Below are 20,440 nucleotides of genomic sequence, written 5' to 3'. Positions count from 1 at the left end.
TTATTTTTTAGTCAATTTTTAATTGGGATTATTTTTAACTAAAATTTAAAATAACAATACAATATATTGCTTACTTTTACATTCATTTTAAAAACATATTTTGATGACTTACATTTTAGTTTTTGTTGCGGTAATCGTACTTTTCCTTATGTACAGCGTGTCTATTTATAACCGATTGGTTAAATTCAAAAATCTTGTTCAGGAAGCTTGGAGCAGTATTGATGTGATGTTGAAAAAGAGACATGACTTAATTCCTAACTTGGTAGAAACCGTTAAAGGTTATGCAACTCACGAACGCGAAACTTTGGATAGCGTTACACAAGCCCGAACTCAGGCAATCGGTGCGAAAACTGTTGCCGAAAAAGAAGCTGCAGAAAAGCAATTGAGTCAGGCAATGGTTAACCTTAATGCTGTTGCAGAACAATATCCAGATTTGAAAGCCAATACTAACTTCCAACAACTTCAGATGGAATTGTCCAATTTGGAAGGTGATATTGAGAAAGCAAGAAGATATTATAATGGGACAGTAAGAGAGAACAATACGTTGGTAGAGTCATTTCCTTCTAATGTTATTGCAGGAATGTTCCAGTTTACCAAGTCTCCATTCTTTGAATTGACTAATGTTAGCGAAAGAGAAGTTCCACAGGTGAAATTCTAGATTTTGAAACACTTTTTTTTATTTATCTGCTTATTCTTTGGATTAAGCGTTTTTGCGCAATCTGGAGATTTTGATGCCGCTGAAAATCTCAATGATTCTTTGTCGTTGACGCAATCGGAGAGGATTCTTTCCTTTAATTCTAATATTGTTGTTGATGATAAAGCTGGTCTAAGAGTTACCGAAACCATTAGAGTGGTGGTCAAAGGTGAACAAATCAAAAGAGGGATTTTTCGTGCTTTACCTTCGACTAGAAATCTTAATAACAAAAATAACCAAGTATCTTACGATATTATCTCAGTCAAAAGAGATGGTGTTATTGACGATTATCATTTGAAAAATGATAATGGCTATTTTAATGTCTATATCGGAAAAGATGATGTATATCTTAGTCCAGGAGTTTATGAGTACGAGATAACTTATTACTCTGGAAATCACATTGGTTTTTTTGATGATTATGACGAGTTGTATTGGAATGTCAATGGAATTCAGTGGAATTTTCCAGTAGAACAGATTTCAGCTTCTGTGACTTTACCAGCAGGAACAGAAATTGTTCAGAACTCTTGTTATACAGGTTCTTATGGTTCAACTGCGCAAAATTGCACTTCAGAAAAGTTATCAGCTAATCGAATGAGTTGGCAAGCTCAAAATTTGGGTTCAGAAGAAGGGTTGACGATTGCTATTGGATTCAAAAAAGGAGTTATTGCGGCGCCACCGCCTCCTGGATTTTTTGAAAAGTACGGAATTTTGATTGCTTCGATTTTAGTATTCCTTGGTTTGATGGGATATTATTATAAAACATGGTCTTTGCATGGTGTTGACCCTCAAAAGCCAACAGTCTATCCACAGTTTAATGTACCTCAAAATCTTTCCCCAGCTTCTTTGGGATATCTTCAGAAAGGAAGTTTCAGCAATAGACTCATTACCGCATCTATTGTGAATTTGGCGATTAAGGGGTATCTGAAAATCACAGAAAGTGAAGAGTCTCAGCTTTTGGGACTTTTCTCTTCGCGAGTTTTCACCTTAACTAAATTAAAGAATGCCGATGGAAGCCTTCCCATTGAAGAGAAAGAGCTCTTCAATAATTTGTTTAGCTCCAAAGATTCTTTCGAAATCAAACAGAAATATAATTCCAAGGTAAAATCAATGGTGGACGATTATAAGGTAAGCCTCAAATATCAGCATGATTCTTTGCTGAACAAAGGCAATAATCGATCGAAATTGTGGATTCCAGCTTTGGTAATAACATTGATTTATGGTCTTGGACTTTATCTAAGTTTAAAAATGAACTTTGATCCAACGAAGCTAGTTATTGGTTTCTTTTTGTATGTAATCCTGGCTGTTGTATTTTTGTTTTTCACCTTTCTTGTCAAAGAATTTTCGGTTTCCTGGAGGTTTATTTGGCTACTTCCTGTAGGAATTCTCTATATAATGGGACAAGGGATTATTTTAAGTTTTGACTATTCAGCTGACCCCAATTACAATATTTGTTATGCTTTTCTAGTGCTTTCGTTTACGGCATTTGCGATTTATGCCTATTTGATAAAGAGACCCTCTGAAGAAAAGTTAGAGACACAATCCTTAATTGAGGGCTTCAAAATGTATGTGGGTGCAGCGGAGGCAGAGCAACTTAAGTTTCATAATCCTCCTCAAATGTCACCTGATTTATTCGAAAAGATACTTCCATTCGCTATTGTAATGGGAGTGGACAAAATCTGGGGAGAAAAGTTTGCCGAAATGTTGAGAACAGCGGCGATGGACTATCATCACACTTGGTATTTTGGAAATAGTTTCAATGTTTCTAGCTTTGGAAGTACCTTGAATAGTAATCTTTCGAGCTCCATTCAATCAGCGTCTACAGCTCCTTCATCTTCTGGAAGTGGTTCTGGTGGCGGAGGTTTCTCTGGCGGCGGAGGTGGCGGCGGAGGCGGTGGCGGTTGGTAACCAACACCACCATTTTAGCAGTGTGTTTTATGATTTTCATACATGTCTGACTGGTCTTCAAAAGTAGAATCCAAACATTGCAAATCCTTTTCAATCAAAAGGAAAAGATTCCCTTGTTCACCATTGTTTTGCTCAGCTTTTACAGTGATTTCATCTGATTCGGTTAGGATATCGGATTCTTTTGTCGGCAGAAATACACTTATTTTACCTTCAACAAATTGTGCTGAAATTTCACTTTTTTCTGAGGATTTCACCAATTCGTATTTGAAAATTTGTTGACCGTTTAGAACGGTTTTTTCTTCAACGATTCCATATTCCTTTAGGTTTCTAACATCTGTTTTGGTGAGTCTTAATCGGATGCTATTGCCTTTTATTCTGATTTTCATGAATTTAATTAAATTTAAAAAAGTTTAAGTGTTGAAAAATACTTTAATTATACAGCAATTCTTTCTGGAGACGAATATACGTTGCCATTTCCATTTTTCAAAAAACCAATCAGAGTGATTCCAAATTCTTTCGCAGTTTTCACGGCCAAAGAACTTGGCGCACCGATAGCGCAAACGATCTTGATTCCTGCCATTGATGCTTTCTGAATTAACTCGAAGCTGGCTCTTCCACTTAGAAGCAAGATTTTTTTATTTAAACTAAAGTTTTCCTCATTGTCATCGAGAAATTGAGCGCCAATAAGTTTGTCCAGAGCGTTATGTCTCCCAACATCTTCTCGAATGGTCAGTAGATTTCCTGTCGCATCAAATAGGGCAGAGGCATGGATTCCTCCGGTTTTGTCAAATGTTTTTTGACTAGCACGTAATTTTTCTGGAAGCTCCGAAATAGTTTTCCAATGAACTTGAAAATCATCAACATCACGATTTGTTGGACAAGCTTGTTTGACAGCTTCAATACTGGCTTTACCACAGATTCCGCAACTACTTGTTGTGTAAAAGTTCCTTTGAAGACTATCTAAATTGATATCAAAATTGGGTTGAAATCTAATAATGATTTTGTTTTCCTCAACTTGAGTGGACACTTTGCTGTCAAGATTTTTTTTTGATTTCAAAATTCCTTCCGTAAATAGAAATCCGATGGCTAATTCTTCGTCATTTCCCGGTGTACGCATCGTTACAGAAATCGGAATTAATCCAGAAGTTGTATCTTTTTTTATCGATATTTCCAAAGGTTCTTCCACCGCCAAAACGTCCAAATGAGATTCCATTTTTTCGCCTTGGTTAATCATTTTTTGAATGGAAAATTCTTCAATCATATGTTTCATGGAGCCTAATATCTAAAAGAAAAAATCTGAATTATGAGGAAGATTTAATGATTATTTTGAAATTGATTAAATTCCTCTAACGTATTAATATTTAATAAAAAATCGCTGTTATCTAAAGTAATAGTTTTAATGTTTATTTCTTCTAAAAATCGTCGGAACGACTTGCCTCCGTTTTCCACAAAGTCATATAATTTTGGAAAAACATTAGATTCTAAAATTCCAATCAAAGGTTCTGTCACACCATCCTTGGAAAAGAAGACGCCGTCAAAAGCTGTTTCTCTTTCGTTGTTAAGCAAGACAAAATGTTCGGTTTTTATCAACGGATAGTCAACACCAGAAATCATTAGACTTTGGATGGGATTGTTTTTGGCGGCTTGATAGATTCCGTTGAGAGGACCAATATTTTCGAGATTGGGATCATCGGTGACAAATTCTGCGCTCTCGTTTTTCGCCCAGTTTTGAGATTGATTTTCATTAATCGAAACAAAAACTTTATCGCAAAACGGTTTCAAAATATTTTGAACTTTTTTCCATTGTTCGATTTCGGAAAATTTTAATAAAGCTTTATCAGACTGCATTCTAGAACTTTCTCCACCACATAGGACTACACCGTTACAATGTTTAAGTACCTGTTGTTTAAAAAAACCTTTCGGAATTATGGTAACATCTGTTAATCCGTATTTCGCTATGAAATCATCCACCATGAAATCTCTTACAACAAAGACCACATCTGGTCTTTCCTGCGATCGGTCTTTTAAAATTTCCAAAATAATGTAATGGAAACCATCGTCCTTTTGGATTTCGAGAGGTCCTATTTCGTCAACGACAATTCCCTTTTTATCCGAAGTGAAGTGCTGCATCAATTCATAACGCGCCCATTTGAAGATATTTTCGTCAAAAGAAAATTTTCCAATTTTTACAGTTCCTGTTTCGCTTTCCATACCTCTAATTTGACCATTTTCGAGGTTAAGGAAATATCGTTTTCCAGAGATCTGAGGAGATAAAAAGCCTCCAATGTCTCGTTGACTTTTAGCCCAATTAAGTAGGGTAGTGGTCTTTCCCACTCCAATTTTGTCGGAGAAAATATACAGCTGGCTCATGATTCTTGATCAGTTAAAGATATTGTCATCCAAATTAAGACAAATTTTTGAATTTTCCTTACAAATCCCTTTTGATTTTTTACTATTTCGTATGCTGTAAATGCGTTTTCTCTAAATTTGGGTAAATACACATTAACTTCTTCCAGCATTTGTCGGTTTTTGGATTCTTCTTTGGACTTCCATTTTTTAAGAATAATTTGGAATAGAGGTGGAAGTACATAAAAAAGCAATATTACAGCGCCCAAAGTTCTTAAAACTGAATATATTGCCTGATCCATGGAACCAGATAAAACGAAAACTGAAACCGTGAAAATCAACATAACGATCAGAGGAATCCATCTATTTTTCTTTTTCTTCTTTGCGAAAGAAGGGATGGTATTGGAGTTATTGAATTTTAAATTTTTAAGAATTTCTGCTTCATTTTCAATTCTTTGAGGAAGTTTTATGGCAAAATTTCCAGCGATCATTCCAGCTAATAGATAAATGAAAAAGTAACCACTTAACAAAATGATGGGCAACAGACTGAGGTTCTCCAACCTTAACTCTTTGGAAATTGAAACAAAAAACTCTTGAAAGGCTTCCCAAATATTTTTTCCAAATATTAAAGTCAGCGTAATTATCTTTTGGAATCCCGATTCCAAGAGGGCTATCGCTCCATAGATGATGGCTACTAATCGAATTACTCCAAAAATAGAATACAAGATTGCCCCTAAGATTCCCTGAAAGGAAACGGCAATATAAGCTGTTATTGGAGAATGTGGGCTCGCAATAGCTTTGATTAAAAGTACCAAAATTGTCGCTTGTATTACCTCTCGAAACTTTTGAGTCGACTGAGAGGCGATAAATGTGGCAATGATGACAGCAAAACTCCCTAAAATCACTCCACTAAAAGGCAATTTGAAAGCATGAAGGATGCCGCCCAAACCACTTTCACTCACCGCCCAAAGTGCAGTAAGTTTGTAAAAGAGGGCAGAAGGTTGTTGTGTATGTTGCATAAAGGCGGTGAAAGTACAAAAATTACCTAAAAGGCGCCTCCAAAAAGTCGTTAAGTGGTTTTATGGCCTGAAAAATTTTAGCAAAATTCTTTACAGCATTTTTGTCAAGAACATCTTCATCGCTAATTCGACGAATGACCACATAGTTTTTGAGTTTTAGAAATTCAGCTGCAGGATTTTCTTTTTCAAATCCTTGAGGTACTCGAGAAAGCTTGCTGTCCTGGCTTAATTCTTTGAAATTTTTAACAAAGTCTTTTGCGGTTACGATTTTGGAGAAATCATCAAAGTTCATAGAAATTTCTTTTCGGATTTCTTTTAAAATTGGTGCGTCTGGTTGGTAGATTCCACCTGCTAAGAAAGAACCGCCCGGTTCTATATGGAGATAGTATCCTGCTATTTTGTTGCCTTTTCCGATCCCCATGTTGGCACCGAAATTAGTCTTGTAAGGTTCTTTGTTTTTGGAAAAGCGGGTGTCTCGATAGATTCGGAACATTGATTTTTTGGCATCAATCTTGGCAATCTCTTCATCGAAGTCGCCAATTTCGGAAATAAGGTCTTCTACAAAGTTAATGACATTTTGATGTGCTGCTGTATAGAGGTTTTTATTTTCGTTAAACCATTCTCTATCATTGTTTTTCATTAATTTTTTCAGAAAATCCAAAGTCGATTTATCAATTGTGTTCATGAGGATAATTTTGGGTAAAGTTAAAAATTTTAAGTAATGTAGCGACTTCATTCCTGTTGCTAAGCGATGACTTGTAGGCTATAATTCCTTCTTCTGTTAAAAAAGACTATCTTTGCAAAAATTTAAAATCTTTAATGAAATTATTCACCGAATCCAATTTAAGTCCTGAGATTCTCAAGGCAATTGGTGAACTTGGGTTTACAGAACCCACAGAAATTCAAAAACTTACTATTCCCTTTATCCAGTCAGACGATCGCGACTTAATTGCTTTGGCTTCAACGGGGACAGGTAAGACCGCTGCATTCTCACTTCCAATTTTGGATATGCTGGATGACAAAAGCCGAAAAATTCAGATGTTGGTATTGTCTCCAACAAGAGAATTGGCTTTACAAATTACAAAAGACATCAAAAATTACACTAAATATCTTCCTAATGTGAAGACCACAGCGGTCTATGGAGGAAGCAGTATTACTGACCAAATCAGAAGTCTTAGAGAAAAGCCACAAATCATTGTGGGAACTCCTGGAAGGGTAATCGATTTGATCGGAAGAAAAGCTTTGGACTTTTCTGAAATTCAATGGTTAATTCTTGATGAGGCTGATGAAATGCTTTCAATGGGTTTCAAAGATGATTTGGAAACTATTTTGAGCGAAACGCCAGAAACAAAACAGACGTTCTTGTTTTCTGCAACGATGAACAAGGAAGTTGAAAGAATTTCCAAAAATTATTTGACCAAACCTCACAAAATCTCTGTTGGGTCGGTTAACGAGGTTAAGAAAAACATCGCACACGAATATTATGTTGTGCATTATCGTAGAAAAAAAGAGGCTTTGAAGCGCCTTATCGACGGTAATCCTAATTTGTATTCTATCATTTTTTGTCGAACCAGAATGGAGACTCAAGAAGTTGCTGATTTCTTGATGCAGAATGGTTACGCAGCAGATTCGCTTCATGGTGATTTGTCTCAGGCACAAAGAGATACGGTAATGAAGAAATTCCGTTTGAAAAATTTGGATATTTTGGTGGCAACGGATGTTGCTGCAAGAGGTCTTGATGTGGACTCTTTGACGCACGTTATCCATTACTCACTTCCTGATGATCCAGAAGTTTTTGTACATAGAAGTGGAAGAACGGGTAGAGCAGGAAAGGACGGTATTTCTATGGCGCTAATTAAGCCAGAAGAAACAAGAAAACTGAAGCAAATTAAATCTTCAACCAAAATCGAAATTGTTGAAAAACAAGTTCCAACAGGAGAGGAGATTATCAAAGCTCAAGTAGGTGGAGTATTCGAAAACTTGTTCACGACACACGAAGATTTCTTTGAATTTGATGATTCTTTGATTCCAGATTTATCAGCTTTTACCAAAGAGCAATTGGTACATCAATTATTGCAATTCCAATTGAAGGAAATGGCATTATATTATCAAGGTGCAAAAGACCTTCACAAGGAGAATTTGACCAGAGAAGATGATTTGCCTTACAGCCGAAGAGAAGGAAGAAGAGGAGATCGCGACCGTGGTCGTGGAGATCGTGATAGAGGCGGAGATAGAGATGGTGGAAGAGATCGTGATAGAGGAAGAGGAGGAAAAAAACGAGGAAAAAATGAAAACATGGTGCGTTTCTTTTTCAATCTTGGGAAAAGAGATGGACTGAAAAAAGTCGATATGTTAGATATCGTCAATAAAGCTACAAATAAGGCCAAAAAACGTCCGGATATCGGTGATATAGAGATATTGGATAAATTCAGCTTCTTCGAAATTGATAAAAACTACCAGAAAGATATCCTTGGAAATCTTGGTCAGATGAAATTCAAAGGAAAAGAGATGCGAGCTGAAGTTGCTAATTAATAATGAAATAGGGGTATATATTCAGTTTTCAATTTTAATGTGAACAAAATTTAATATGATAGATTTTATCATTTTGAAGATATTTGCACACTGAAAAAATCGAGTTTATAATGAAAATAGGTAATATTTTTAGTTTTTTCCAGCCAAAAGACAAAGTGTTTTTTTCGCTGTTTGAGCAAATTACTGACAAGCTAATGAAGATGTCGGATGAGTTCCATAAAGGGATTCTTGAGTTTGATACTAATGATGATGCGTTCCACAAGAGAATAAGTGATTACGAGCATCAGATGGATAACCTGACGCATCAGGTTTTTGTAGAGCTTGGAAAAAATTTCATTACGCCTTTTGACAGAGAAGATATTCATGCTTTAGCTGCAAGTTTGGATGATATCGCAGATTACATCTACGCTTCTTCTAAGAATATCTTTATGTACAAGGCACCCAACATGAAGGAATATGCTGACCTTTCGTTATTGATTAACAAACAGTGTCATGAGATTCACAACGCCGTAAAAAACCTAAAAGGTTTTAAGAATATGGATGAAGTGAAAGAATCATGTATCAAAATCAATAGTATTGAAAATATCGCAGACGATATCTTGACAAAATCATTGGTTCAGCTTTTTGAAACTAATGATGCTGTGAATATCTTAAAGGCAAAATCAGTTCTTGATTACCTTGAAGAAGTTACCGATAAAGCGGAGGATGTAGCCAATATTATTGAGACAATCATGATTAAATACGCTTAATCTTTTTCCTTTAACCTTAATTTTTTATCGGAATGGATTTTCCTATTTTATTGATAGCTATTATTACTTTAGCTTTTATCTTTGACTATATCAATGGTTTTCACGATGCAGCCAATTCTATTGCTACCATCGTTTCTACTAAGGTACTAACGCCTTTCCAAGCAGTAGTTTGGGCGGCGTTCTTTAACTTTGTCGCTTTTCTTATTTTTAAAGATCATGCAGTAGCCAATACCATCGGAAAAACGGTTTTCAAAGAATATATTACGCTTCACGTAATTTTGGCAGGGCTTATAGCTGCTATTATTTGGAACCTTTTGACTTGGTGGTACGGGATTCCATCTTCATCTTCTCATACCTTGATTGGTGGTTTTGCAGGATCGGCAATTACCCATGCTGTATTAACTGCATATCAGAAGGGAAGTGATATTCCTGCATTATCTAATATTATTGATAGTGGGAAAGTTTGGCAAATTATTTTGTTTATTTTCCTTGCTCCTTTGATTGGGATGGTGATATCGATGATATTTACTTTCATTACCATTCACAAAAATATATGGGTAAAAACCATGTGGTTGGTTTTGGCGTGTTTCGGAATTTGGTTTGGATTCAAAAGATTTGAACAAAACAAGATTACTGAGAATATCTCAAAGTACTTTAAAGTTGACAAATATGGTCACGAAGTTTCTAAGCTAACGCTGGAGATCGAAGCTTTGAAAAAGCATAATGATCCGAAATTAGCTGGTGATATCGCTCAACATGAAGAAAAACTTCAAGATCAGACTAAAAAGTTGGAGGCATCTAAAGCTTCAGTTGATAAACTTAAGCCTATTGCTATTCAGTTTGAAGACAAAGGAAAAACGGCTGTACTTGACAAGATGATGACAGCGGTTGATTACAACCCGATCATGTGTTCGAGAGTTGCGGATAAGTTAGGTGTATTCTTAGAAATGGATAAGAAGGCTGGAAAGGCAGAAATTGATCCGTCTTACGAACCGACTTACAAGAAAGACAAAGCTTTTTATGATGATGTCGTGAAGCCAATGACCAAAAGAATCCCTGAAGAAGGATTTGACAAGGTTACTTCGGATATCTATGCAGAACTTCAGAAAAGTGGTTATGCAGGAAACAAAAGTCTTGCTGATTTACAAAAAGCAGTTAAGGTTGATGTTAAAAGCGATTTAGGAAAAGAATTGGAGAAAGGAGATAATAAAATTTTAAGATTTTCACTTATCGGGATTTTGACACTTTTCATTATTGCCTTCATGTATAATCACTTCAGAAAAGACGGAAGTGCAGTGAAGACTGCTAATTCTCTTAAGAGATTACAATTGGTTTCTTCCGCAGCATTCTCCATTGGACACGGTGGAAACGATGCACAGAAAGTAATGGGTATTATTGCTGCTGCTTTGGTGAGTGCAGGACAGATTACAGATATCAAACAAATGCCAGATTGGGTTCCGCTTTCGTGTTATATTGCAATAGCATTAGGAACGTTAAGTGGAGGATGGAAGATCATCAAAACCATGGGAACTAAGATTACAAAAGTTTCTCCATTGGAAGGTGTTTGTGCAGAAACGGCGGGAGCAACAACGCTTTTCGTGACTGAGCAAATGGGTATTCCTGTTTCTACGACGCATACGATTACTGGATCTATCATCGGTGTAGGAGCAACAAAAAGACTTTCTGCTGTAAGATGGGGAGTAACCATTAACCTGCTTTGGGCATGGATTCTTACAATCCCAATTAGTGCAATTATTGCAGGCTTAATTTACCTCTTAGTTCAGTACTTTTAAATAGAATCAAAATATTACAATAAAGAAACTATCTGCATTTGCAGGTAGTTTTTTTAGCTTTAAAATTGTATTTTTGCGTGAAACAAGACTTATGGATTTTTTAGACCAATATCAAGAAATTATTAGTAACGCGATTGAAAAGTATACTTTCAAGGATAAGCCGAGAGAACTTTATGAACCGATGAATTACATCATTTCTCATAGAGGAAAAAGATTGAGACCCATTATGGTTTTGATGGCTTGTGACCTTTTTGGTGGCGAAATTTCAAAGGCGGTGAAACCTTCTTTAGCTATTGAGTTTTTCCATAATTTTACCTTGATTCATGATGATATCATGGATGAAGCACCTCTTCGTCGTAATGTTCCAACAGTACATACAATGTATGGTTTGCCAACTGGGATTTTGTCAGGAGACGGACTTTTGTTGAAAGCTTATAAGTTTTTCGAAGATTTGGAGCCGGAGTTGTTCAAAGCTTGTATCAGAGTCTTTACTCATACAGGAATTTTACTTTGTGAAGGACAGCAATATGATATGAACTTCGAAACTCAGGAGAATGTAACTTACGATGAGTATATCCGAATGAATACTTACAAAACAGGAGTTTTGAGTGCAAGTTCATTTGAAATTGGAGCTTTGATCGCTGGTGCTAATCCTCAGGATGCAAAGCATATCTTTAATTTCGGGAAACATATTGGTATTGCTTTCCAGATTATGGATGATTATTTGGACGTTTTCGGAGAACAAAAAAACTTTGGTAAGAAACACGCCGGAGATATTTTTGAAAACAAAAAAACAGTGCTTTATCTTCTAGCTCGTGAAAACGCAACTGAAGAAGAACGTAAAGAATTGGATTTTTGGTATTCTAAGAAGACTGACAATGTTGATAAAATCTATGGTGTAGAGAAGATATTCCGTAGAACAAAGGTGGATGAGAAGACGCTTCGATTGGTTCAGAAACACAATGAAATAGGACAGGAATATTTGAAGAAAATTAACGTTCCTGACCATAAGAAAAAGCCATTCATCGAGCTTGCTAATTACTTGCTAAGAAGAGATTCTTAATTTTTTTAGTTTTAACTTTTATAAATTATTGAAAGCAGCGTTTTGCTTTCAGCTTTTTGATATACATGAAATTCCGTACAGAAGTAGAAATCCCGAATTCTGAATCGAAAATGAAACTAGAAGACCAAGTGTTTTCTATAGGTTCTTGTTTTTCGACAGAGATATCGGACTTATTGAAGAAAGGGCAGATGATGACATACAATAATCCTTTCGGTACCATTTTTAATCCACATTCGATTAATGTAGCAGTAAAGCGTCTTCATGATGCACATCCTTATGAAGAAGCAGATTTAATTTCTTATCAGGATCAGATTATTTCTTTGGATCACCATTCGCAATTCGATGCAGATTATGTGCATTTGGCTTTGGAAAAAATTAATCCTAAAATTGAGGAAGGCAATCTTTTCTTGCAAAGTTCGAAGTGGGTGATTGTCACTTATGGAACTGCCTTTGTTTATGAGTTTTTACCACAAAAGAAATTGGTAGCCAATTGTCGAAAAATTCCTGGAAAATTTTTTGAAAAGAGACTACTTACACAAACTGAACTGACTCAAGCCATTGACCAGACCATCAGAAATCTTATCGATATTTGTAAAGATGACGTCCAAATTTTGTTCACAGTTTCACCAGTTCGTCATACCAAAGATGGTTTTTCCGAAAACACCTTGAGTAAGTCCAAGTTGATCACCGCTATTCATGAAACTATTTCTAATTACGAAAACTGCCACTATTTGCCGGTTTATGAGATTATGATGGATGATTTGCGAGATTACCGTTTCTACAAGGAAGATATGATTCACCCTAATTCTCAAGCCATTAATTATATTTTTGAAAAATTTGCAGATGCTTATTTTTCAGATGAAGTGATGGATTTTATAGAGGAAAATTTTAAAATTAATCAAGCGCTGCAACACCGTCCACTAGATGAAAATCATCAAAAACACCAAGAGTTTTTGGCTAAGCTAGACGACCGTATCGCGGAGCAACAAAGGAAAGTAAGACACAAGATTTTTTGTGATTAATAAATTGTAATCAAATAATAATGATTGATACTCATACCCATTTGTATTCGGAGCAATTTGATGAAGATAGAGGAGAAGCCGTACAAAGAGCTTTGGATAAGGGAGTTGCTAAGTTTTATCTACCTGCGGTTGACTCAGAATCTCACGAAAATATGCTTGCTTTGGAAGCTTCTTATCCTGACCAAATGTTTGCGATGATGGGACTACATCCGTGTTCTGTACAGCCAAAAACTTGGGAGAAGGAACTAGATATTGTTAAAAGTTATTTATCCGAAAGAAAGTTTTGTGCTATTGGAGAAATTGGAATTGACTTGTATTGGGACAAAACTACATTAGATATTCAGATTAAAGCTTTTGAACAGCAAATCGATTGGGCGATAGAGATGGATCTTCCTATTGTTATCCATACACGTGAGAGCTTTGATCAAGTTTTTGAAGTTTTGGAGCGTAAGCGGCATCCAAAATTGAGAGGGATTTTTCATTGCTTTTCTGGAGATTTAGACCAAGCGAAGCGCGCGATTGATCTCAATTTTATTTTAGGAATTGGTGGGGTGGTTACTTTCAAGAATGGTAAAATTGATCAATTTTTGCATGAAGTTCCGCTAGATAAAATCGTTCTAGAAACCGATTCGCCTTATCTGGCGCCTGTTCCACATCGCGGTAAGCGTAATGAAAGCTCTTACCTTGATTTGGTTGCAGGAAAGCTGGTTGATATTTATGGTAAAGATTTTTCGGAGATTGATAGAATTACATCTGAGAACGCTGAGAAAATTTTTGCCTGATCTTGTAGATTTTACTTCAGAATCACTTGAAAAATACTTTTTATTTAGCCATCCTTCTTTTGATTTGAAAATAAATTCCCTATTTTTGACACATGGAAAATTTCATAGTATCTGCGAGAAAATATCGTCCTCAAGAATTTGAGGAAGTTGTTGGGCAATCTCACATTACAGATACTTTGGAACATGCTATTGAGGAAAATCAGTTAGCTCAAGCATTGCTTTTTTGCGGTCCAAGAGGAGTGGGGAAAACTACTTGTGCTAGAATTCTTGCAAGAAAAATTAATGAGAAAGACGGCTCAACATCTGAAGATGGATTTTCTTACAATATCCATGAGTTAGATGCAGCATCTAACAACTCTGTGGATGATATTAGAGGTCTTATTGATCAAGTAAGATATGCGCCGCAAGTTGGAAAGTACAAAATCTATATCATCGACGAGGTGCATATGCTTTCACAAGCAGCTTTCAATGCATTCTTGAAGACGCTGGAAGAACCACCTGCTCATGGGATTTTTATTTTGGCTACAACAGAGAAACATAAGATTATTCCTACAATTCTTTCTCGTTGTCAAATATATGATTTCAAGAGAATTACGATAGATGACATTCAGCAGCACTTAAAATCCGTCGCAGATAAAGAAGGTATCCAGTACGAGGAAGATGCTTTGTACCTTGTAGCTCAAAAAGCGGATGGAGCTCTTAGAGATGCACTGTCGATTCTTGATAGATTGGCAACTTTTACGCAGAAAAATATTACTTTGAGTAAAGCTGCGGAAGTTCTCAATGTCTTGGACTACGATCAATATCTGAATATTGCCGATCTTGCTCACGAAAACAAAATTCCAGAAATTCTTTCTGCCTTTGACGAATTGGTTAAAAAAGGATTTGATGGACATATTTTTATTGGTGGAATGGGAAGCCATTTTAGAGACCTTATGATGGCTCAAAATACAGCGACGCTCAATCTTATCGAAGTAGGTGAGGCGACCAAACAAAAGTATGCTCTACAAAGTAAAAAATGGTCTCCACAAAATTTAATCGATGCCATCGAAATTTGTAATCATGCAGATATCAATTATAAAGCTTCTAAAAATCCGAGACTAACAGTAGAAATTGCCTTAATGCAGTTAGCGAGTTTGACTGCAGATCAGCAAACTTTAAAAAAAAAAAGTTCCTAATTCTATCTCCAGTTCATCATCAGGAACCCATTGAGATTGTTAAGAAAGAACCCGTTGTAGAAGCACCTTCGTTTCCCGACATTGATATCAAAAAGGTTGAACCTATTAGGAAAACGACCAAACCGATAGGGCAAGCTAATCATGTTTCGAAATACAGTATTTTCAACACTTTAGAAGCTAAAAAAGAGTCAGATGATACTCAGGATGACCTCATTGATGATTCCGAAAATTTACCCAAACAACATTTTACCCAGACTGATTTAGAAAGAGAATGGAATGCCTTTCTTCATCAAATTAAATTAAAAGACGCCTTTGTTCATAACATTATCCATAGCTTTCGCTTTGAAAAGGTAGATGAGGATTTGGTTAGAATTATTTATCCTTCGGATTCTTCACTCAGTGAGTTTGAGAAAGTGGCTCACGATTTTTATAATCGTTTCAAACATAAAGTCAACAATTTTACCGTTAAATTTGACTACAAAAAGGATGTCAAAAACATGAAAATTGAAGTCGTCACGAAGAGAAATATTTTTGAAAAAATGGCGAAACGAAATCCTAATTTATTGAAGCTTCACGAAATTTTCAAATTTAATTTAGAAGATTAATTTTTCTGAATGGTCAGTCGATTTTTGATTTTCTATTTTGTAGCCATTCTTCCCTGGTAATCGCATATAAGTCCATTAGTTTGTTGTTAAAGTTAATCGTTTGGGAGAATTGCATTCCGTTTTTGCTTGCTACTTTTTTTGAATTTTCGTTTTCGGGTACAATGATGGAAACAAGTCTATGGTGAAAATTATTTTCAAACGCGAAATCTCTACATTTTTGGGCTGTTTCCACATCGTAACTCTGTCTACGATATTGTGGTAAGATGGAGTAAGCGACTTCTAGTTCGGAAATTCCATTAATTTCTCTTACCAAAAGTCCACATTGACCAATCAACAAACCGGTGTCTTTGCTAATTAATACATTTTGACCTCCCAAATCATGGCCATATCGATGGAAAGTCCACTCAAACCATTTTTCGCATCTTTCGTGAGGTGTTTTGTAATCTTGCATCCCTAAAAGAAAAGCCGTTTCTTCGTCTTCAAACAGAGCTAGCCAAGTCTCAAAATCATTTTGCTCCAGCTTACGAAAATATAATCTCTCAGATTCTAGATGGTTTAGAAGATATTTCATTCTTAAAATGTGGTTTAATTTAAAATCTAACTCCCAGTCTGATAGGTATCAAAAAGGATTGTTGCATCATATTAAAACCAGATTTTAGATAAATATCCATTTTGTCAGTTAATCTGTAATTGACACCTAATCCTAATTCAAATAAAGCAGTTCCAGTCCCATTTTCGTATTGATTCCAAAGGTGATTGTAACCGATTTTGGTGTTGAGCAAAGGACTAAGTTTGGATTGGAGCGGTATATATTCGACATCTGCAAATGCGGAGAAACCACTCATTCCTTCAAAATTGGAGTAACCCACACCAATTCCACCAAAAAGCATATTTTTGTATTTAACGCCATTAGTTACATTGATATCAAAACCACTTTCACCATCAAGATAGTACCCTTTCCAATTGGGACCTGGATCAACAGTAACGGTATTGTGTCCATAATTAAGAAAACCAGCTTCCGCTTTTAAGGAATATTTTAATTGTGAGAAGACTGTAGTTGTCCCTATAAGTAAAACGAAAAGTAAAGCTAATTTTTTCATCGTGTTGATTTTTATACATTATTAAATTTCACTCAATCAGTGAAATATTTTTGAAACAAAAAGAAACCAAAATGATTTGATATTTTAAATATGTTATCGTTAGCAAAAGTACACTTTTATTTGACAACTTTCTTTAATTCAAAAAGTTGGAAACGTTGTTTCTTGATTTTTGTTCAAAGGTTTGAATCTCAATCAGAAAAAGTGAAATTTACCATACTTTAATGATGCCTTTTAGTTCTTCTCCTTTACTGTTTTTCGAACCATCAATTTCTATTATGATTGTATCTTTCAATTGCGCGGATTTCAGATAACCCCAAACAGCATCACAGCTATCCAGTTTTTCATAATTTATAATATGTAATGTGACGGAATCTTTTTTGTTTTGTTCATAGCTCAAATTGTATGGATATTTGGTGAATGTATCTAGAATAGTTTCATTCTTAGAATGCCTTCCAAATCGAAATCCTTTTTCGATATATGGGGTGAAATGAAAGTTTTTCAAATTTTGAGCATCTATGATCTTGTATTGGAGAGTTTTAACAAATACCAGTCTTTTTTTTGATTCACTTATACTGTCCGTCCTAACGCGATGTTTCCATTTCTCGTATCCATTCCATCCTATAAAATTTGAGCAATGACCCAATGCAAAATATCCTAAAACAAGAGCAATAGAAGCTATGAAAACACTGTAAAAAAGGCCTTTAATTTCTCTGTTCATAATTTTTAATATAATGGTTATTAGTTGCCAGAATAAACATGAAGTTATTCTCCACTTGTTTGATTATAAGCTCTACTCATGATATCATCGGGTGAAGCTTCTTCAATACGGTATTTTACTTTTTTGAGGTTATATTTTGAAGTTTTCGTTGGCATTTCTTCCTCCATTGTATTGATTTCGTCGACAGTCAAAATAGCTTTTGTAATATCATAATAAAGCGCCAAATGACTTCCAGCTCCCATATTGTACGTTTCGATATATGTCAACAAAAGTTCATCTCGGAAATATCGAAAATTACTTTCCAAATTTCCATTTGGTCCAATATCATACAAGTTAATGCTAAGTACACCATTATTGATACTTATATCTTCTGTTCCATACATTTTATGATCTGCTTGATTATATTCAATCGGTATTACTTTGTTGGAGATTTTATCAAGATGATAGTACCCATCTTTATTTTTGAGCAAGACAAGGAGTGTCCTCTCAGCAAGTTTGTTAGTCTTGTTCCTAATTACAACAACCAAATCATCCAAATGATCATTATTGAGATCACCTTTAGCTTCAAGTTGAATTTCATAAACCGCAGGATCACGAATAAAATCCTCTGCTTTTTGCCCAAAGTTTGGAAATCGAGTAGGAGCGTGATTATTGATGCTTGATTTTGCAAAATATCCTGCTCCACTTGAATCAATTTTTTGAATTAATGAATCATTTTCTTTGCTGTCGATTCTACTGGTTGGCTGTTGATTAGATATTGTTTCTTTATCTTTTTTGCATGAGAAAAGTCCCAAAAATAATACAAGAAGGTGAGAGAGAATCAAAATTTGTTTTTTCATCACTTTAGAAATTAGAATCTGAATTCCAACTCATCAAAATTCTTAATTTGAGAGAGTTTTAATAAGTTTTTATTATCGACTTTGGTCCATGTGTTTTCAAACACTTCATCAGCATCTGGATCGTCACGATTGATATTGTCTTTGTGAAGTTTTTTACCGGTCAAAAAATTAATACTCGTCTCTGCAACAACTTGACCTCCGTTGTGGTCGGCAGAATCAAAGCCAATTAGACTAAAATCGGAATTATCATGCCTGAAAGTATACCTCCAATATCCATATCGTCCATGAGCGTAATAAACATAAAGTTTGTTTTTTAGGATTTCTAGGCTAAGTTCTGGAGCGTAATAGACTCCACCTTCTTCATTCTCGGAAGAAAAGCAAGTGTAATTTTTGGTTGCTAATTGATATCCATTTCCAACTTTGAACAAAATAATAATCCCTCTTCTGTTGCGATCTAGTTCGCCACGATGTTCGTCAATGACGAAATTAGCTTTGTCCGTATCTTTAATCATGATGACACAATCGTCGATACCATCATTGTTGAGATCTCCGCTAATTTTCTCAAAAACCCGAAAACCTTTAGGAATAAAATCTTGTATACTCTTAGGTTGTTCCAAAACATCTTCATTAACGACGGTGATCTTGTCAACGACTTTGGGCCCAATTTGTTCAGGATTAGTTGGTGATGCTTTGTCTTTACTCTTATTGCATCCAAGAAATAGAATTAATGGTAAAATGATTGGGACAATATTTTTCATTGGTGTTTTTGTTGCGAGCTTTGATAAGTTTTAGATGAAATGTTTATTTCTAATGTAGTAAAACGAATTTAAGGAAAATAATAGTTTGTAAATTCAAACATTGTGCAGAATCACTTTTTTGAGGTCTTTTTCTGTGCATTTGTTTTTCTTTTTGCTTCGATTTCTTTTTTGTGTTTTTGAAAGTAAACGTTTCCTCGATCACAAAATTCAAAGTATATATCTTGGCTGAAATCTTCCAAATTAACGGTACCCAAATCCATTTTAGCTTTTATCTTAGGAATCTTGACAAGTTCGCCGTCTTCATTATTGGCTAAATAATCGTAAAAAGACCAGTCTCCAACAAAATCATCGGTCAGTAAGTTGACACTAGAATTTCCTGCGCCATCTTGTGCTACATTTCCAAATTCGTACAACGAAATACCAATAAGCTGTATTTTCTTTGTCTTTTTATTATATCGAAACTGATTTGCGTAACCCGCCCTCATCCAATCGTTGTGAAATGTAAAACCATTTTTGGAATCACTGACACCCGAATTAGGGTTAAGGATTTCAATTGGCTTACTTTCAGTTTTCCTGAATTTCTCGCTTGATAACTTACAAACAATGGTGGCTTTATCTACATCCAAATAAGTGGAATCATTTATGCCGTCATAATCGATATCTTTAACTAAGAAATAGGTTTGTTTTTTTTCTTGAGAATGCAATTGTGCGCTATAAAGGCAACAAAAAAGAATACAGAAAACTTTGAATACATTGGATGTAAGATCAATGTCCAAAAATTTGAGATTTTTATTCAAGAAGTATTATTTTTTTGATAAATATAGAATAGGTGAGCTACTTCAAAGAGTTCGTCTTTAATTTTTTTTTCCACACTTATTATTCTGCATCTTTTAAGTAAAATTTATCTTGAAAAATACTTTTTGAAAGTTCATAAACATTACGCTCATTTTCTTTTATTTCAACTGCTTGAGGGTAAAGAACTGTTTTGTTTTTATATTTAAAACTTTCAATTTTCCAGTTAAATTTATCTTTATAGATTTTATACTCGTAATCATGTATTTGCTGTGAAAAAAGAAAATCAATTTTTTCAAAATCACTTGGTTTAAATAATATCTTTAAGGAAATTGATAAAATTAAAAAAATCCAAATGAAATTAAAAATTGAAAAAAAATCGTGTTTTTTTTTCAAAAACATAAAGTATCATGATCGTAATTGTAGAACAAATTATTACAATAAATGGAAGCAAATTTAGCTTTTCTCCTCTTATTTCAAGTAATTGAAAATCAATAAATTTTATCATTATCAGAAATGATAATAAAAAAAGTAACAAAAAATAA

Annotated in this window: 22 protein-coding genes; 10 read left to right on the top strand and 12 right to left on the bottom strand. The window is 34.9% G+C overall.

The annotated features are described in order from the left end of the window. Positions 1 to 103 precede the first annotated feature (103 nt). Both AC4AGG_RS10730 and AC4AGG_RS10725 read left to right on the top strand, forming a co-directional pair. The gene (locus AC4AGG_RS10730) at positions 104 to 658 is read left to right on the top strand and encodes a LemA family protein (RefSeq protein WP_489771997.1); all 555 of its coding nucleotides are present in this window, start codon (positions 104 to 106) and stop codon (positions 656 to 658) included. Positions 659 to 661: 3 nt separating this feature from the next. Further along, on the top strand, positions 662 to 2,599 hold the full coding sequence (locus AC4AGG_RS10725; RefSeq protein WP_489771996.1) for a DUF2207 domain-containing protein: 1,938 nt from the start codon (positions 662 to 664) through the stop codon (positions 2,597 to 2,599). A gap of 14 nt (positions 2,600 to 2,613) precedes the next feature. Here the strand turns inward: AC4AGG_RS10725 and AC4AGG_RS10720 are convergent, their stop codons facing one another. From AC4AGG_RS10720 to AC4AGG_RS10700, 5 genes are read right to left on the bottom strand one after another with little or no spacing between them, the layout of a single operon-like run. Further along, a complete protein-coding gene (locus AC4AGG_RS10720) occupies positions 2,614 to 2,985 on the bottom strand; it encodes a DUF7009 family protein (protein WP_489771995.1) in 372 nt (123 codons plus the stop codon). Between the two features lie 47 nt (positions 2,986 to 3,032). Further along, entirely contained in the window at positions 3,033 to 3,869 is an 837-nt protein-coding gene (gene fdhD, locus AC4AGG_RS10715) for a formate dehydrogenase accessory sulfurtransferase FdhD (RefSeq protein WP_489771994.1), read from the bottom strand. A gap of 44 nt (positions 3,870 to 3,913) precedes the next feature. Further along, positions 3,914 to 4,969, bottom strand: coding sequence for an NTP transferase domain-containing protein (locus AC4AGG_RS10710; RefSeq protein WP_489771993.1), 1,056 nt, complete (start codon positions 4,967 to 4,969; stop codon positions 3,914 to 3,916). Beyond that, positions 4,966 to 5,964, bottom strand: a complete 999-nt coding sequence (locus tag AC4AGG_RS10705; RefSeq protein ID WP_489771992.1) for a hypothetical protein — start codon at positions 5,962 to 5,964, stop codon at positions 4,966 to 4,968. The genes AC4AGG_RS10710 and AC4AGG_RS10705 overlap by 4 nt, the downstream gene beginning before the upstream one ends. Before the next feature lie 22 nt (positions 5,965 to 5,986). After that, on the bottom strand, positions 5,987 to 6,649 hold the full coding sequence (locus AC4AGG_RS10700; protein WP_489771991.1) for a DUF2461 domain-containing protein: 663 nt from the start codon (positions 6,647 to 6,649) through the stop codon (positions 5,987 to 5,989). A 134-nt stretch (positions 6,650 to 6,783) separates the two neighbouring features. On the opposite strand from AC4AGG_RS10700, the gene AC4AGG_RS10695 reads away from it, so the two are divergent. The 8 genes from AC4AGG_RS10695 (at position 6,784) to AC4AGG_RS10660 (ending at position 15,688) form a co-directional block, all read left to right on the top strand. Then, complete coding sequence (locus AC4AGG_RS10695; RefSeq protein ID WP_489771990.1) at positions 6,784 to 8,496, top strand: DEAD/DEAH box helicase; 1,713 nt, start codon at positions 6,784 to 6,786, stop codon at positions 8,494 to 8,496. 110 nt (positions 8,497 to 8,606) lie between these two features. After that, positions 8,607 to 9,245, top strand: a complete 639-nt coding sequence (locus AC4AGG_RS10690; protein ID WP_489771989.1) for a DUF47 domain-containing protein — start codon at positions 8,607 to 8,609, stop codon at positions 9,243 to 9,245. 32 nt (positions 9,246 to 9,277) lie between these two features. After that, positions 9,278 to 11,038 carry an inorganic phosphate transporter gene (locus AC4AGG_RS10685; RefSeq protein ID WP_489771988.1) on the top strand — a complete coding sequence of 587 codons (1,761 nt, stop codon included), beginning with the start codon at positions 9,278 to 9,280 and terminating at the stop codon, positions 11,036 to 11,038. A gap of 91 nt (positions 11,039 to 11,129) precedes the next feature. Continuing rightward, positions 11,130 to 12,101: a polyprenyl synthetase family protein gene (locus AC4AGG_RS10680; RefSeq protein WP_489771987.1), complete on the top strand. Its 972-nt coding sequence runs from the start codon at positions 11,130 to 11,132 to the stop codon at positions 12,099 to 12,101. Between the two features lie 65 nt (positions 12,102 to 12,166). Next, entirely contained in the window at positions 12,167 to 13,123 is a 957-nt protein-coding gene (locus tag AC4AGG_RS10675) for a GSCFA domain-containing protein (RefSeq protein ID WP_489771986.1), read from the top strand. Positions 13,124 to 13,143: 20 nt separating this feature from the next. Next, a complete protein-coding gene (locus tag AC4AGG_RS10670; protein ID WP_489771985.1) occupies positions 13,144 to 13,905 on the top strand; it encodes a TatD family hydrolase in 762 nt (253 codons plus the stop codon). 92 nt (positions 13,906 to 13,997) lie between these two features. After that, positions 13,998 to 15,083, top strand: a complete 1,086-nt coding sequence (gene dnaX, locus AC4AGG_RS10665; RefSeq protein ID WP_489771984.1) for a DNA polymerase III subunit gamma/tau — start codon at positions 13,998 to 14,000, stop codon at positions 15,081 to 15,083. Continuing rightward, on the top strand, positions 15,083 to 15,688 hold the full coding sequence (locus tag AC4AGG_RS10660) for a DUF8493 domain-containing protein (RefSeq protein ID WP_489771998.1): 606 nt from the start codon (positions 15,083 to 15,085) through the stop codon (positions 15,686 to 15,688). The genes dnaX and AC4AGG_RS10660 overlap by 1 nt, the downstream gene beginning before the upstream one ends. Before the next feature lie 13 nt (positions 15,689 to 15,701). Here the strand turns inward: AC4AGG_RS10660 and AC4AGG_RS10655 are convergent, their stop codons facing one another. The 7 genes from AC4AGG_RS10655 to AC4AGG_RS10625 form a co-directional block, all read right to left on the bottom strand. Next, entirely contained in the window at positions 15,702 to 16,259 is a 558-nt protein-coding gene (locus AC4AGG_RS10655) for a GNAT family N-acetyltransferase (RefSeq protein ID WP_489771983.1), read from the bottom strand. A gap of 19 nt (positions 16,260 to 16,278) precedes the next feature. Beyond that, entirely contained in the window at positions 16,279 to 16,788 is a 510-nt protein-coding gene (locus AC4AGG_RS10650; protein WP_489771982.1) for a hypothetical protein, read from the bottom strand. Between the two features lie 208 nt (positions 16,789 to 16,996). After that, complete coding sequence (locus AC4AGG_RS10645) at positions 16,997 to 17,506, bottom strand: hypothetical protein (protein WP_489771981.1); 510 nt, start codon at positions 17,504 to 17,506, stop codon at positions 16,997 to 16,999. Between the two features lie 44 nt (positions 17,507 to 17,550). Then, the gene (locus AC4AGG_RS10640; RefSeq protein WP_489771980.1) at positions 17,551 to 18,345 is read right to left on the bottom strand and encodes a hypothetical protein; all 795 of its coding nucleotides are present in this window, start codon (positions 18,343 to 18,345) and stop codon (positions 17,551 to 17,553) included. A gap of 11 nt (positions 18,346 to 18,356) precedes the next feature. Next, positions 18,357 to 19,103 carry a hypothetical protein gene (locus tag AC4AGG_RS10635; protein ID WP_489771979.1) on the bottom strand — a complete coding sequence of 249 codons (747 nt, stop codon included), beginning with the start codon at positions 19,101 to 19,103 and terminating at the stop codon, positions 18,357 to 18,359. A gap of 110 nt (positions 19,104 to 19,213) precedes the next feature. Further along, positions 19,214 to 19,879 carry a hypothetical protein gene (locus AC4AGG_RS10630; RefSeq protein ID WP_489771978.1) on the bottom strand — a complete coding sequence of 222 codons (666 nt, stop codon included), beginning with the start codon at positions 19,877 to 19,879 and terminating at the stop codon, positions 19,214 to 19,216. Positions 19,880 to 19,979: 100 nt separating this feature from the next. After that, a complete protein-coding gene (locus AC4AGG_RS10625; RefSeq protein WP_489771977.1) occupies positions 19,980 to 20,291 on the bottom strand; it encodes a hypothetical protein in 312 nt (103 codons plus the stop codon). Between the last annotated feature and the right edge of the window lie 149 nt (positions 20,292 to 20,440).

It is taken from the genome of Chryseobacterium sp. CG10_8, from assembly GCF_058117085.1.
The sequence above is the reverse complement of the archived record's forward strand: the minus strand, read 5'-3'. Positions and strand labels throughout refer to the sequence as shown.